Source organism: Pseudoalteromonas sp. J2K-J599 (genome assembly GCF_059295115.2).
Genome location: NZ_CM200271.1, coordinates 1,710,701 through 1,725,902 on the forward strand (window position 1 = coordinate 1,710,701; position 15,202 = coordinate 1,725,902).

At 38.5% G+C, this 15,202-nt stretch carries 13 protein-coding genes; 10 read left to right on the plus strand and 3 right to left on the minus strand.

The window, feature by feature from the left end; all coding sequences use genetic code 11:
• The first annotated feature begins 51 nt into the window (after window positions 1-51).
• The 9 genes from infC (at window position 52) to AC5NT5_RS07770 (ending at window position 8,695) form a co-directional block, all read left to right on the plus strand.
• Window positions 52-612: a translation initiation factor IF-3 gene (gene infC / locus AC5NT5_RS07730; protein ID WP_002960714.1), complete on the plus strand. Its 561-nt coding sequence runs from the start codon at window positions 52-54 to the stop codon at window positions 610-612.
• A 211-nt stretch (window positions 613-823) separates the two neighbouring features.
• Window positions 824-1,024, plus strand: coding sequence for a 50S ribosomal protein L35 (gene rpmI / locus AC5NT5_RS07735; protein WP_002960713.1), 201 nt, complete (start codon window positions 824-826; stop codon window positions 1,022-1,024).
• Window positions 1,025-1,039: 15 nt separating this feature from the next.
• A complete protein-coding gene (rplT, locus tag AC5NT5_RS07740) occupies window positions 1,040-1,399 on the plus strand; it encodes a 50S ribosomal protein L20 (RefSeq protein ID WP_002960711.1) in 360 nt (119 codons plus the stop codon).
• A gap of 441 nt (window positions 1,400-1,840) precedes the next feature.
• Complete coding sequence (locus AC5NT5_RS07745; protein ID WP_371543372.1) at window positions 1,841-3,658, plus strand: M14 family metallopeptidase; 1,818 nt, start codon at window positions 1,841-1,843, stop codon at window positions 3,656-3,658.
• 1 nt (window position 3,659) lies between these two features.
• Window positions 3,660-4,301, plus strand: a complete 642-nt coding sequence (locus tag AC5NT5_RS07750; protein WP_494513118.1) for an MBL fold metallo-hydrolase — start codon at window positions 3,660-3,662, stop codon at window positions 4,299-4,301.
• A 106-nt stretch (window positions 4,302-4,407) separates the two neighbouring features.
• Window positions 4,408-4,866: an Lrp/AsnC family transcriptional regulator gene (locus AC5NT5_RS07755; protein WP_494513117.1), complete on the plus strand. Its 459-nt coding sequence runs from the start codon at window positions 4,408-4,410 to the stop codon at window positions 4,864-4,866.
• Between the two features lie 129 nt (window positions 4,867-4,995).
• Complete coding sequence (locus AC5NT5_RS07760; protein WP_494513116.1) at window positions 4,996-6,552, plus strand: SulP family inorganic anion transporter; 1,557 nt, start codon at window positions 4,996-4,998, stop codon at window positions 6,550-6,552.
• Between the two features lie 249 nt (window positions 6,553-6,801).
• Window positions 6,802-7,878 carry a sensor histidine kinase gene (locus tag AC5NT5_RS07765; protein WP_024596641.1) on the plus strand — a complete coding sequence of 359 codons (1,077 nt, stop codon included), beginning with the start codon at window positions 6,802-6,804 and terminating at the stop codon, window positions 7,876-7,878.
• Entirely contained in the window at window positions 7,871-8,695 is an 825-nt protein-coding gene (locus AC5NT5_RS07770) for a LytR/AlgR family response regulator transcription factor (protein ID WP_024596642.1), read from the plus strand. Before AC5NT5_RS07765 ends, AC5NT5_RS07770 begins: the two co-directional genes overlap by 8 nt.
• Window positions 8,696-8,971: 276 nt before the next feature.
• Here AC5NT5_RS07770 and pyk read toward each other — a convergent pair whose 3' ends face one another.
• The gene (gene pyk, locus AC5NT5_RS07775; protein ID WP_494513115.1) at window positions 8,972-10,408 is read right to left on the minus strand and encodes a pyruvate kinase; all 1,437 of its coding nucleotides are present in this window, start codon (window positions 10,406-10,408) and stop codon (window positions 8,972-8,974) included.
• 377 nt (window positions 10,409-10,785) lie between these two features.
• Between pyk and gnd the strand changes: the two genes are divergently transcribed.
• Entirely contained in the window at window positions 10,786-12,159 is a 1,374-nt protein-coding gene (gnd, locus tag AC5NT5_RS07780; protein WP_494513114.1) for an NADP-dependent phosphogluconate dehydrogenase, read from the plus strand.
• 68 nt (window positions 12,160-12,227) lie between these two features.
• On the opposite strand, the gene ansA is transcribed toward gnd, so the two are convergent.
• Window positions 12,228-13,238 carry an asparaginase gene (gene ansA / locus AC5NT5_RS07785; protein WP_494513113.1) on the minus strand — a complete coding sequence of 337 codons (1,011 nt, stop codon included), beginning with the start codon at window positions 13,236-13,238 and terminating at the stop codon, window positions 12,228-12,230.
• An 82-nt stretch (window positions 13,239-13,320) separates the two neighbouring features.
• Window positions 13,321-15,186: a signal peptide peptidase SppA gene (gene sppA / locus AC5NT5_RS07790; protein ID WP_182694995.1), complete on the minus strand. Its 1,866-nt coding sequence runs from the start codon at window positions 15,184-15,186 to the stop codon at window positions 13,321-13,323.
• Between the last annotated feature and the right edge of the window lie 16 nt (window positions 15,187-15,202).

The window sequence follows — 15,202 nt, forward strand, 5'->3', positions numbered from 1 at the left end:
CGTGTAAGGCATTAACAAACAGCCATTTACACGCTTATATTATTGATATTCTTGGAGGAACGTACTATTAGAGGCGGCAAGAAAGGGCAACAAACAGCTCAAAAAAATCGTATTAACGAAGAAATTACAGCGCAAGAAGTTCGTTTAATTGACATTGAAGGCGAACAAGCTGGAATTCAGTCATTACAAGACGCGCAAACTATGGCCGATGCAGCGGGTGTTGATCTTGTTGAGATCAGTCCAAACGCTGAGCCGCCTGTTTGTAGAATCATGGACTACGGTAAGTTCATCTTTGAAAAAAGCAAAGAACTAAAAGAGCAGAAGAAGAAGCAAAAGCAAATCCAGATAAAAGAAATCAAATTCCGTCCTGGTACGGATGAAGGTGATTATCAGGTTAAGCTTCGCAACTTACGTAAGTTCTTAGAAGCTGGTGATAAAGCTAAGATTACTATCCGCTTTCGTGGTCGTGAAATGGCTCACCAAGAAATTGGTATAGAATTATTAAACCGTATCAAAGCCGATTTAGAAGAGCTTGCAGTAGTTGAGTCTTTCCCAAATCGTGTTGAAGGCCGCCAAATGGTTATGATGATGGCGCCTGTTGCTAAAAAATAATTTTTAAGCGATAATACGCACCGAAATTAGCTCAGGTCTGCAAGCAATATGCGAATATTCACCTGAGTTAACCGGTCTTAAAGCAAGATTGCGGCATTTATGTTGGGTCTTCACCGGAACATGGCAGTAAGTTAGGCCTAAAAGTGGAGCTATAGAAATATATCTCACGCCTGCTTACTAATTTAAAAGCAATACAATTGGAGTTATTGCAATGGCTTATAAGCTAAAAAGTCACAGTGGCGCTGCTAAGCGTTTCAAAAAGACTGCTTCTGGCGGTTTCAAGCGTAAACAAGCGCATCTTCGTCATATTCTGACTAAGAAAACTTCTAAGCGTAAGTTACACCTACGTCCTAAGATGATGGTTCATAAAAATGACCATGGTCTAGTTTCACGTATGTTACCGTTCGCTTAATAGGGGTTTTTAGAAATGGCAAGAGTTAAACGCGGCGTTGTCGCACGTGCACGTCACAAAAAAGTTTTAAAACAAGCAAAAGGTTACTACGGAGCACGTTCACGTGTTTACCGCGTAGCTTTCCAGGCTGTTACTAAAGCGGGTCAATACGCTTACCGTGACCGTCGTGCGAAGAAACGTACTTTCCGTCAATTATGGATTGCACGTATCAATGCTGCTTCACGTCAAAATGGTCTGTCTTACAGCCGTTTTATCAATGGTCTTAAAAAGACTTCTGTAGAAATCGATCGTAAGATCCTTGCAGATATCGCTGTTTACGACCAAGTTGCATTCGCAGCGCTTGTAGAAAAAGCAAAAGAAGGCCTAGCCGCTTAAGCTTTTTTATATAAGTATTAAAAAGGAGCCTATGGCTCCTTTTTTTGTGCCTGTAATTTAGTAACTTAACCCAATGAGTAATACTAATTCGCTTAATTAAATGATCTATTTTGAGGGCGGAAAAACGTGTTGATAGCTAGGTAAAAAATTCGCTATTTAGTTGTTCTCGGCAATTGCTCCTGCATTGCTCTACCTTCTGCATCCATGCAGTCATAAATGAGAGTTTTTTAACGCAGGTAGCGACATGTTTAGCCCCGCAAAATGATTAAGTATTATTGCACATTGGTATAATACTTAATAAGGTTATAAAGCCTAAAAACACAGGTGTGAATGAGTGAAATGTATTTGGCTGCATTTTTTTGTTGAATCACCGCAGTTTCCTCATTATAAAAAATTTAGTTGATATAATTTATATAATTAAGGCGTTTGTTAGAGAATTTTATGTTTGCAAGTTTACTCATTTTATCTGCAAGTGTGGCGTATGACGCACACTTACCTCCACTCATTGAGTGGCAGGGGAAAAGCGTAGAGCTTTTACAAAAACAAGGGCCGTTAACTACTGACTTTGAGTTATCTGCAGGTGAAGCGTCGCCCGATTATGCAAATACAATGGCATTTGTAGATAGGTTAGTTGCTGCAAACCCTACTCAGTTTCAATCTCAAACCATTGGCTATAGTAATAGTAAGCGTGCAATAAAAATGCTAATTGCCAGCGAGCAAGGTTTTTTTGAAGCAAGGCAAATGGCTAATAGCACTAAGCCAACTATTTTTATCCAGGCAGGAATACATTCTGGTGAAATAGACGGTAAAGATGCCATGTTCATGTTACTCAGAGATATAGCGACGGGTAAGCGCCGTGACATTTTAAAAAAGGTAAACATATTATTTATTCCTATTTTAAATGTAGATGGCCACGAACGTAGCAGTGCGTTCAATCGCATTAATCAACGGGGCCCTGCAAAAATGGGCTTTAGAACAAATGCTAATAACCTTAATTTAAATCGTGATTTTACTAAATTAGATACCCCAGAAGTTAGAAGTGTTTTAAAGGTTATTAACGACTACAACCCAAATTTATACATTGATGTACACGTTACCGACGGCGCAGATTACCAATACGATGTGACTTATGGTTACAATCCGGTATTTTCGAGCGAATCGCCTGCGGTATCAGATACATTAAACCAGTTTTTTAAACCTCTCATTGACGATACGCTAGCGAAGCAAGGACACATCCCAGGACCACTTGTTTTTGTTATGGACAAGCGCGACTTTAAAAAAGGGTTAGCGGGCTGGGTTGCTACGCCACGTTTTTCAAATGGTTGGGGGGATTTAAAGTCATTGCCGACTATTTTAGTCGAAAATCATTCATTGAAGCCTTACAAGCAACGTGTATTGGGAACTTATGTATTTTTAGATGGTGCTATTACTGCGCTATCAAAGCACAGTCATGAATTAGCTAATGCAGTAAAGAAAGAACAAGAATTTGTTCCTAAACAGCTAATAGTAAAGCGTGGCTATGCCAAGCAAGCTGATACGATTGCGCAGTTTAAAGGCATTGAATATTCATCAAGCATGAATTCACTTTCGGGTCAAAATGAAGTGAAATATTTGGGTAAAGCACATACATATACTGACTTACCTATTTATTGGCAAAAAGATGTACAGCATACAGTTGAAGTACCTAAAGCTTTTTTTATTCCGCCTGTATATAGCAACATTATTGAGAAACTAAAGTTACATGGTGTCTCTATTAATAAACTTGAAGGGGCAAACACACAGCCTTTGAAAGTTGCAAAGGTGGCTGAATACACGTTTGATAAAGCACCATTTGAAGGGCGTTTTAGAGTATCAGCAACTTTTGATTACGTCCCTGCTATAAATGTAGATTTAGATGGTTGGTATCAAGTCAATACTCAACAAAAAGCAGGTGAGCTTGCTGTGCATTTATTGCACCCAGAAGCTCCTGATTCATTTTTTGCGTGGGGTGAGTTTAATACTATTTTTCAGCGTACCGAGTACATGGAAAACTATGCGCTAATTCCGTATGCACGCCAAATGCTAAAAGATAACCCAAAGCTTGCGCTTAAGTTTGATGAAAAACTTAAAGATAAATCATTCGCGAGTGACGCAGAAGCTCGATTAAACTGGTTATATGAACAAAGTCCATTTTATGATCAAGCGTACTTAAAGTATCCAATACTTATGTCATTCGAAGAAGAAGTTGTTATTCCAGATCAAAAAAGTAAAGAAATTTAATATGGAAATCATAACTATACCTGTCACTGCCTTTGCACAAAACAGCCGTATTATTTGGTGTAGCGAAACTAAACACGCTGTGGTTATCGACCCAGGTGGCGACACTGATAAAATAATAACGGTCCTTAATGAGCATAAACTAGCATTAAGTGCTATTTGGTTAACGCACGGGCATTTAGATCATGTGGGTGGGGCTGATATTTTACGAAATCAATTTAACGTACAAATTATTGGTCCACAAAAAGATGAGTACTTTTGGTTTGAAAACTTACCTATGCAAGCACAGATGTTTGGATTTAAACCCATTGAACCGTTTTATCCGGATATTTGGCTAAACCATAATGACACCGTGAGCGTAGGTAAACTTAGCTTTTTAGTGAAACATTGCCCGGGGCATACACCCGGTCATATAGTGTTTTACCAACCAGACTATGAGTGCGTTATTGTCGGTGACGTTATTTTTAAAGGCTCAGTAGGGCGCACTGACTTTCCTAAGGGGAACAGTGAACAACTTATAGACTCGATTAAGACGCATATTTTAACCTTACCTGATAATACTAAAATATTGGCAGGACATGGTAGCGACACTACGGTGGGGTTTGAAAAGAAAACAAATCCTTTTATAAGTGGTAAGTTTGGTTAAGTTGCTTATTTTAAGTTTACAAACTGCATAAACATTAAAAATAAGCAGACTGAGTTTTAAAATGGTTGTATAATTTAACCAGTTTATTTGATAAATAAGAAATAAAATGTCTCTAAATCACGTAGATCGCCAAATATTGGCACTTTTACAACAAGATGCTAGTTTATCAACCGCAGAAATTGCAGATAAAGTAGGCTTGTCTCAATCTCCATGCTGGCGTCGAATCGCTAAGCTAGAGCAAGATGGTTATATAAAAAGCAAAGTGGCTCTTTTAGATGAGAAAAAACTTGGCTTTGATATGCTTGTATATGCACATGTGCGTTTATCAAATCACGGTAAAAAGAATCTTGCTGAGTTTGAAAATCTGATCATGAGCTACGACGAGGTAACAGAGTGTTACACTATGGCTGGTACCATGGACTTTATGCTACGCATAATTTCACAAGGCATAGAAGGGTATGAGCATTTTGTGCGCGATAATTTACTAAGCTTAGAATACGTCCAAGAAGTACATTCTAATGTAACAATGACATGTGTAAAACGCAGTACTTCCCTTCCTTTGTAAAAGCACTTCTTTTAAAAGCTAAACCATTTTTAGTTTAGTTTAACCACATAATGATAATTGTTAACGGAGCGCTAATTTGGTAGAATTTAGCGCTTTTTTTGATACCCATTACACCATTTGAGGACCTCAATGTTTAACTTACTCAGTAGGGCGCCTAGCTCTGCTAAAAACGATATTCTATCTGGATTAACTGTGGCGTTAGCCTTAGTCCCAGAAGCAGTTGCGTTTGCCTTTGTTGCAAATGTAGAACCTTTGGTTGGTCTATATGCCGCGTTTATCGTTGGTTTAATTACGGCTATTTTTGGTGGTCGCCCTGGTATGATTTCAGGTGCAACCGGTGCACTAGCTGTTGTCATGGTAAGTTTAGTGCTTGATCAGGGTGTTGAGTATCTATTTGCAACTGTGTTGCTGATGGGAATACTGCAAATTCTCGCGGGTGTATTTAAGCTCGGTAAGTTTATCCGTATGGTTCCTCATCCGGTAATGCTTGGTTTTGTAAACGGGTTAGCAATTGTTATATTTTTAGCTCAGCTAGGGCAGTTTAAAGTGCCAGATGGTATGGGCGGACAAGAATGGATGACAGGTAATCCATTATTTATCATGCTTGGCTTAGTTGCATTAACCATGGCAATAATCCATTTTTTGCCAAAATTGACTACAGCAGTGCCTTCATCTCTAGTTGCTATTGTAACTGTAACTGGATTAGTGATTGGATTTGATTTAGAAGCGCATACAGTATTAGATTTCTTAAAAGGAATGACTGGAGACGAAACAGCAACAATCGCTGGCGGCTTACCTGAATTTCATATTCCTATGGTACCGTTTACTTTCGAAACGCTACAAATTATTTTTCCTTATGCACTTATTTTAGCCGCTATTGGTTTAATTGAATCATTATTAACACTTAGCTTAATAGACGAAATTACTGAAACTCGTGGCCATTCTAACAAAGAATGTATAGGCCAAGGCGCAGCAAACGTAACGTGTGGCTTTTTTGGTGCGATGGGCGGTTGTGCAATGATTGGCCAATCAATGATCAACATTAATTCAGGTGGTCGCTCACGTTTATCAGGTATAAGCGCGGCATTAATGTTACTAGCCTTTATTATTTTCGCATCGAGCTTAATAGAAATGATCCCACTTGCTGCCTTAGTAGGTGTTATGTTTATGGTTGTGCTTGGCACATTTGAATGGGCAAGCTTTAAGATGATGAAGCGTGTACCGCTATCTGACGCTTTTGTTATTGTGCTTGTGTCGGGAGTAACAGTTATTACCGATTTAGCTATTGCAGTATGCGTAGGTGTTATTGTATCGGCATTAGTATTTGCTTGGCAGCACGCAAAACACATTTACACAACAAACTATATTGATGAAAAAGGTGCAAAAGTATATGAGCTGCACGGGCCGTTATTTTTCGGCTCAGTTAAAAACTTTTCAGAGTTATTTGATGTTAAAAATGATCCTAAAAATGTGATTGTTGAATTTAAACACAGCCGCGTATCTGACCACAGTGCAATAGAAGCAATTGATACACTTGCTGACAAATACACAAAAGCAGGTAAACAACTTCATTTACGTCACTTAAGTAAAGACTGTACGCAGTTGCTTCATAAAGCACGAGATTTAGTTGAAGTGAATGTGATTGAAGATCCAACCTACAAAGTAGCATCAGATAAACTAGCTTAATTTACACAAGGCTATTGATATTTAAAAAGCGGAAGGCGGATAACCTTTCGCTTTTTTAGTGTCTCGACTATTTGTTTGCGGTAAGACTCTTAAAAAGCAAGGCAAGCTGTAGTGCTATGCAAACTCATAAATCTATATAATAAGACTACCTAATTTTGTGAAAATTAGCCCTACATAGGTAAAAATAATAAAAATAACAAACGCCTATTTTATGGAATTAGCTTTAACCATACGGAGTAAACATCTATTTTGAACTGGCAATCTTTAGTCGATAACAGGCAACGTTTTTTTTGGCTTTTGCAAATCGCGGGCTGGATTGGTTACGCGTTAGTAAATTATATCGGCTCTAAAGTATTTGAAATGCGTGATATATATGTATTTGTTATTTTATTGAATGCTTACGCTGGTTGTTTGATGACAGTGCCGCTTAGGTATATTTACCGTAAAATTTGGAATGCCTCGCCCTGGGTGTTAATGATTGTAGTATTTGGTGCCTCTTATATAACGGGCACTCTATGGGCTGTCGTTCAAAAATTCAATCTATGGGAAATATACCGCCATGGTTATAGACCAGAGGAGTGGTTTTATTACCTGCAGCAAGGTTTAGATTCGGTTTATATTATTTTATGTTGGAGTGGTTTGTACTTTGGCGTTAAATATTATCAGTTATTACAAAGTGAGCGACAAAAAGCGTTAAAGGCCACAACGATGGCACACGAAGCGCAACTAAAAATGCTCAGGTATCAGCTCAACCCCCATTTTCTATTCAATACACTTAACGCTATTTCTACTTTAATTTTGGTTAAAGAAAACAAAGATGCTAACTTAATGGTAGCAAGGTTAAGTGACTTTTTACGTTACACACTTAATACCGATCCAATTAAAAAAGTACCGCTTGAGCAAGAGCTACATGCTCTCATGCTTTATTTAGAAATAGAGCGCGTCCGTTTTGATGAGCGATTGAAAGTAAATGTAGATATTAGCGAGCAAGCAAAAGAGGCTTTAGTACCGAGCTTAATTTTGCAACCAATTATAGAAAACGCGATTAAATATGCCATTGCCCATCTGACAGAAGGTGGTGTAATTGATATTAAAGCACAAGTATTTGCGAATGAATTATTACTAGAAGTGGGTGACAACGGCCCAGGCACTGAAATACTTGATGGCCAATTAGTTAACGCTCAAGGTGTAGGTGTTGCTAACACCAAAGATAGATTAAAAACGTTGTATGAAAATAATTATTCGTTTGTATTATCACATAATACGCCAAGTGGATTAAAAGTTAATCTGCGAGTACCTTTTGAGAAGGCTGTGAAAAATGACTAAAATAAAAACACTCATTGTTGATGATGAACCGTTAGCGCGAAAAGGTTTAGCGGTAAGACTTGAAGAATATTCTGATATTGAAGTAATTAAATTGTGTAGTTCAGGCGCTGATGCAATTGAAATGTGCCAAAGCGAGAAAATCGATTTGGTTTTTTTAGATATTCAGATGCCAGGTATGAATGGCTTTGAGGTGGCAAGAGCGCTTAGCGAAAGTACAAAAGTACTACCTGCTATTGTATTTGTAACTGCTTTTGATCAGTTTGCTGTAAAAGCATTTGAAATTCATGCTCTCGATTACATTTTAAAACCCGTTGATGATAACAGATTAAAACAGGCGGTAGAAAAAGTGCATACTTATTTAAAAACGCAGCAAGACAACGCCCATAAGAAAAAACTAGCGAGTTTTGTAGCCGGTATTACTGGTAATAATTGCGAAGAAATATTAAAAAAATTAGCCACTGGCGATACCTTAACAGATAGACGTTACCCAGAATCGCTTGCAGTAAAAGAGCAGGGTGAAATTATACGGGTACCTGTAGCGACTATCCAATGGGTTGATGCTGCAGGTGACTATATGTGTTTACATTGTGAAGATGGACAAACGCATATACTTCGTAAAACAATGAAAGAGCTTGAGCAAGAGCTAGACCCTCAGTTATTTGTGCGTGTACACCGCAGTGCGATAGTAAACACAAAACAAATTAGTAAGCTGGTTACACAAGTAAGTGGCGAGTATTTATTAGTACTTGAAAACGGACAAGAATTAAAAGTGAGCCGTAGCTATCGAGATAAGGTTAAAGCGGCATTAGCAAGTTAAAGCCAACGCTTTTATTACAGGTACAAAAAATGCGAGCTAAGCTCGCATTTTTTATATTTAGTAATTATACCAATCCGCAACAATACTTAGTTATTTTGCGGGGCTTACGTGTCGCTACCTGTGTTAAAAAATTCTCATTTACGACTGCATGGATGCAGAAGGTAGAGCAATGCAGGAGCAATTGCCGAGAACAACTAAATAGCGATTTTTTGAATTGCTATCAACACGTTTTTCTATCCTCAAAATAGATCACTTAATTAAGCGAATTGGTATTAATTATGCGACAGTTACAATTTTCATTGTGTTAGTTGCGCCCACAGTTTCCATTGAGTCACCGTGAGTAATAATTACTGTATCGCCAGACTGTAAAGAACCTTGAGAAACTAAAGTATCAAGTGCCGCTTTTACCATACCGTCTTTTTCAGTTTTTGTAGAATCAAAAAATACTGGGTAAACACCACGATAAAGTGCTGTTTGACCTAATGTACTCGCATGGCGTGAAAGCGAGTAGATTAGTAAGCCAGAGCTGATACGTGACATTAATTTAGCCGTACTACCAGATTCAGTAAGCGTGATGATAGCTTTAACAGAATCTAAGTGATTAGCTGCATACATAGCAGAAAGTGCGATAGATTCTGCATTGTTAGAAAAACGACTATCCAAACGATGTTTAGAAACATGCGTTTCTTTTTGAGATTCAGCTCCTAAACAAACACGTGCCATAGTTGCAACAGTTTCTTCAGGGTAATCACCAGCAGCTGTTTCAGCTGAAAGCATTACAGCATCTGTTCCATCAAGAACAGCATTTGCAACATCCATAACTTCTGCACGTGTAGGCATAGGGTTATCGATCATCGATTCCATCATTTGCGTTGCTGTAACTACAGTACGGTTTAATGAACGAGCACGACGAATAATTAGTTTTTGCTTGCCCATAAGAGCTGCATCACCAATTTCAACACCTAAATCTCCACGGGCAACCATTACAGCGTCAGACGCTAGAATGATGTCATCAACAGCTTCTTGTGTTTCAACGGCTTCAGCACGTTCAATTTTTGCAAGTAGTTGTGCTTTTGAACCAGCAGCTTCAGCAAGTGAGCGTACGTAGCGCATATCGTCGCCACTACGTGGGAATGATACGGCAATGTAATCTACGTCAATTTCAGCGGCAGTTATTAAATCTTCTTTATCTTTTTCAGTAAATGCTGGAGCAGTTAAGCCACCACCTAAACGGTTAATACCTTTATTGTTAGATAAAACACCGCCAACAGTTACAGTACAATGTACTAAGTGCCCAGCTACTTCATCAACAGTTAGTTGAATAAGGCCGTCATTTAGGAGTAGTAAGTCGTTAGGGCTAACGTCGTTAGGTAATTCTTTATAATCAATACCTACAGAGTTAACATCGCCTTCGCCTTTTTCCATTTTTGCATCAAGAGTGAACTTTGCACCCACAGAAAGCGTTACTTTACCTTCTTTAAAAGTAGAAACGCGGATTTTAGGGCCTTGAAGGTCAGCAAGAATAGCAATATGCTTGCCTAATTTTTTTGCAATATCGCGTACAGCTTGCGCACGGTCTTTATGATCTTGGGCAACACCATGTGAGAAGTTTAAACGTACTACATTAGCCCCAGCGATAATAATTTTTTCTAAGTTGTTATCTCTATCGGTAGCAGGTCCAAGGGTAGCGACTATTTTCGTGCGTCTTAGCATCAATTTCTCCTGTTTGCTTGGTGAAAGCATGTTGACGTTATTTTGTTGAATTAAAATATCTATATTAGATTAAAATATTTTAATTATGTGCAAACTTCAAAGGTTTGCCACTATTTTATACAAAACTATTGTGTCATCATTATGACACCGGTGTCAGAATGCGTCAATGATCTTAATTTCAATTAGCGTTGCTTTTAGTCACCCCGAGAGCATTGATGTTTGATATAATTACGTAGCTTATTTATCTGTAATAAAAAAGCATGTTGTATGGGCTCATAGTTAGTATTTTATGACTGTATGAGTATAATGCACGCGGTATTATTTAATTTATACACTGAATTTTCTAACCAAATAGTTGTTACCGAGGAGGACACTAGATGCAAGTTGCATTAGTAGGGTTAGGCGTTATGGGAAAAAATCTTGCCCTAAACTTGATTGAAAAAGGGATAACGCTAGTCGCTTATGATAAAAACCCACATGCGGGTGAAGAGTTACTAAGTTGTGCCAAATCACAAGGCATGGCTGATAGGCTTCACATTGTCTCTGATTTAAGTGACATGGTAAGGCGTTTAGAGGCACCTCGTTCTATTTTATTACTTGTTCCAGCTGGTGAGTTAGTTGATACAGTTTGTAATGAACTTGTAGAGGCCGGCGTTAATTGTAACGATATGATAGTCGATTGCGGCAATAGTAATTATAAAGACGGTATAACGCGTAAACTCAAATACCAAAATAAATTTGAATTTGCCACTATGGGAATTTCTGGCGGTGCAGAAGGCGCTCGCCATGGTCCTGCAATGATGGCAAGTGGTTCTGAAGGTGGTTGGGAACGTATTGAGCCATGGTTTGAAAAAGTAGCTGCTAGCTATAATGGCGATTCATGTTTTGCACGTGTTGGCCAATCAGCAAGTGGTCATTTTGTAAAAATGGTTCACAACGGTATTGAATACGCACTGATGCAACTTATTGCAGAAGTGTACCAATTACTTCGTTTAGGTACTAATCGTTCTCCAAAAGAAGTAGCTGAGATATTTAATGACTGGTCAGAAGGTCAATTAAATAGTTATTTACTGTCTATTTCTAGCCATATATTGTCACTTGAAAATCATAATAATGTACCGCTTGCGGACTTAATTGATAATAAAGTTGGCGCTAAAGGTACTGGTCTTTGGACTGCGCAAAATGCACTCGAACTTGGTATTGCTGTCCCTTCACTTGTTGCTGCTGTTCAAGCTCGTCATTTAACTAATGCATGTAACACAACGGCTGCACAAGAGATGACATATGCATCTAAATCAACGAGCAATGTTGAAATTGATTTAGAAGAGCTAAAAGACGCGTTCTTACTTGCAAGCTTACTTGCGTATCGTCAAGGTCTAGCGCTAATCAAAGGTGCATCACGTACTCATCAGTGGAAAGTAGATTTATCTAAAACGCTTCAAACGTGGCGCGCTGGTTGTATAATCCGTGCTGACTACCTTGATAGCGTTGCACAAGGTGTTGAATTTATTGACACTCTTGAAAAAGAGTCCAACTCTTTGCGCAAAATCACCGGTCAAGCAATAATGACTGGTTTAGCATTCCCTGTATTGGGAGCTACACAAACGTATTTAGCAACATTAACTACACCGAGTAATGGGCATTTAGTTCAAGCCCAGCGTGATTACTTTGGTGAGCACGGCATAAAAACCCACAGTGGTGAAATGTGTCATTTAACTGATTTAGTAGATATAGACGCTAAAGTTAGATAAAAAACAGTTGCTTGAAACGATAAAGGCACGCTATTTAGCGTGCCTTTTGTATTTTTAGCTTGTAAAAATTAACGGCTCAACTCACCTCGTAAGTTATCTTGCATTAAATGACGAATCGTTTCGACTTCAAGCTTTTGGCTAAATAAATAATGTAACTTAGTTAAACATGCTTCAAGGGTCATATCGTACCCACTTATTACACCAATATTTAATAGCGCATTACCTGTTGCATAGCCACCCATGTTTACATGACCTTTTAAACACTGAGTTAAGTTAACAATTACGACGCCACGTTTACTTGCTTCTTCGAGTATTGACAAAAAGCTCGGATCTTGTGGTGCATTACCTACACCAAAACTCAGTAGCACCAGTGATTTGATATTGCCATTGACCAAGCTTTTAACTACCTCTTCGCTAATGCCAGGATACAAATAAAGCACCCCGATAGGTTGAGGTGTAATAGGTGTAACTTGCAGCTCATTTTCAACATATGGGCTAAGCTGACCTTTAATAAGTTGAATATTAATACCTGATAACGCTAAGGGGTCTAGATTCGGCGAGGCAAAAGCATTAAACCCATCCGCGTGTGCTTTAGTTGCTCTATTACCTCTAAACAGTTGGTTATTAAAAAAGAGACTTACTTCAGCAATAGGATAATTTGCAGCTAAATACATGGCATTAAGTAAGTTTACTTGGCCATCAGAACGTAATTGTGAGAGCGGAATTTGTGAGCCAGTTACAATCACAGGTTTAGTCAAATTTTCGAACATAAATGACAGCGCTGAGGCTGTATACGCCATAGTATCAGTGCCATGGAGCACCACAAAACCATCATAATCTTGGTATTTATCTTTGATATCATTAGCAATGAGTTGCCAATGCTCTGGTGACATGTCTGAAGAATCTATAAGAGGGCAGTATTCGTGAATATCAAACAAAGGCATTTCATCACGATTAAATTCTGCGTTATTCACTACGGTTTCTGTTAAAAAACCTTCAGCCGGAATATAGCCTCGACTCGATTTTTTCATACCTATAGTACCGCCAGTATAAGCGATATAAATGCGTTTACGTTTCATAAAAAAAGCCCAGTAAAAAAACTGGGCCTAGTATAACGTTAAGCAGCTTTAAATACAGCTGATTAGGTGAAGCTATGCACTTTTATTGTGCAACGTTACACACTAAACAGCGTGCGTATACACCTTGTGGATCGTTGTAATCTTTAAGGTTTTCAACTTCAGTACTTAATTGGTTAATAACACTTCGTAAATTAGCTTGTGTTGCTAACACAGATGTTTTTTGTGTTTGCAAACCAAGCATAGATTTAATAGACGCATTACCAAAAATGTTTTGAATCATTTTTTCTTGCGAGCTTAAATCTTGTTTAATAGTTTTAACTTCATAATGATTAAGCTTGGCAAGTGCAGCAGCGGCTTCAATCGCACCTTGTTTGTCGCCTAGCTTATCAACCAAACCTAGTTCAAGTGCTTGAGATGCAATCCATACGCGGCCTTGGGCAATTTTGTCAACCTGCTCAGGCGTCATATTACGCGCATCAGCAACAACATTTAAAAAGCGACCGTATGCTTCCTCAACGTTCATTTGAATTACTTGACCCATCTTTTCATTTAGTGGACGAGTGATAGAAAAGCCAGCCATTTCGGTTGTTGCAACGCCATCTGAATATACACCAATTTTCGATAAGGTTTTCTCAAATGTCATAAACGTACCAAATACACCAATTGAGCCTGTAATTGTACTTGGTGCTGCCCAAATTTCGTTTGCAGCAGAGGCAATCCAATAACCACCTGATGCAGCCACAGAACTCATTGAAGCAATAACAGGTTTACCAGCAGCCTTAAGGGCTAATACTTCAGCACGAATAACTTCAGAGGCAAACATACTACCGCCACCAGAGTCTATACGTAGTACAACCGCTTTAACTTTATCATCTAGGCGTGCTTTACGAAGTAGGGCAGCTGTAGAGTCACCCCCAATTTCGCCTGCTTTACGCTCACCATCAACAATCGTACCTTTAGCAACAACTACCGCTACTTTTTCGGTAATAGGGTTATCAATTTCAATAGGCGGTTTAATTAAGCTTAAGTATTCACGAAATGAAACTTGCTTAAATGTCTTACCATCTTCTTGTGTGCCTACTAAATCAATTAATTGTTTACGAACTTGCTGATTTGTTTTTAAAGAGTCAACCCACTGGTGATCAAGTGCATATTTACCTGCATCGCCATCGGCAGCTTTCATTTTTTCTAGATATACGTCCATTGTTTCGTCAAAATTTGACTCATCAAACGGGCGAACAGCGGCAACATCTTGTTTGTATTCGCTCCAAAGAGCGCCTAACCAAACGCGGTTAGCTTCTTTAGCTGCATCGGACATGTCGTTACGAATAAAAGGTTCTACTGCTGACTTAAATGTACCAACACGGAAAATATGCTGCGTTACTTCAAGCTTTTCAAGTGCATCTTTAAAGTAAAGCGGGTACATGCCATAACCTTCAATACCTACGCTGCCGTATGGGTGCATAGCTATTTCGTCAGCATGCGATGCAATATAGTATTGTGCTTGAGTATAGTAATAACCCGATGCAATTACTTTTTTGCCAGCTTGCTTGAAGGCATCAATAGCCTTTGTAATTTGCTTAAGTTTATTTAAATGTGCTTTAGGCATCTCTTGTAAATCAAGCAATATCACCGAGATACGATCGTCTTTAGTCGCTTCGTTTATTACTTCAACAATATCGTCGAGTAATATTTCGCTTGGTGCTTCAGAACCAGAAGTTGCATCACTAATTGCGGCTTCAACTGGGTCTATATATGTTTTCTCTTCAACAATAGGGCCATTTAAATTAAGCCTGAGTACAGAGCCATTTTCAACTATTATTTGATCATCGTCACTTGAGAGTGACACAAAGAAAACAATTACCAGTAATAAAAACAAAATGTTTAGTATTAAGCGACGAGAAAAATTAATTCCAGCCCAAATACCTTTAAATACCTTTGCTATCAAAATAGCTCCTTAATTT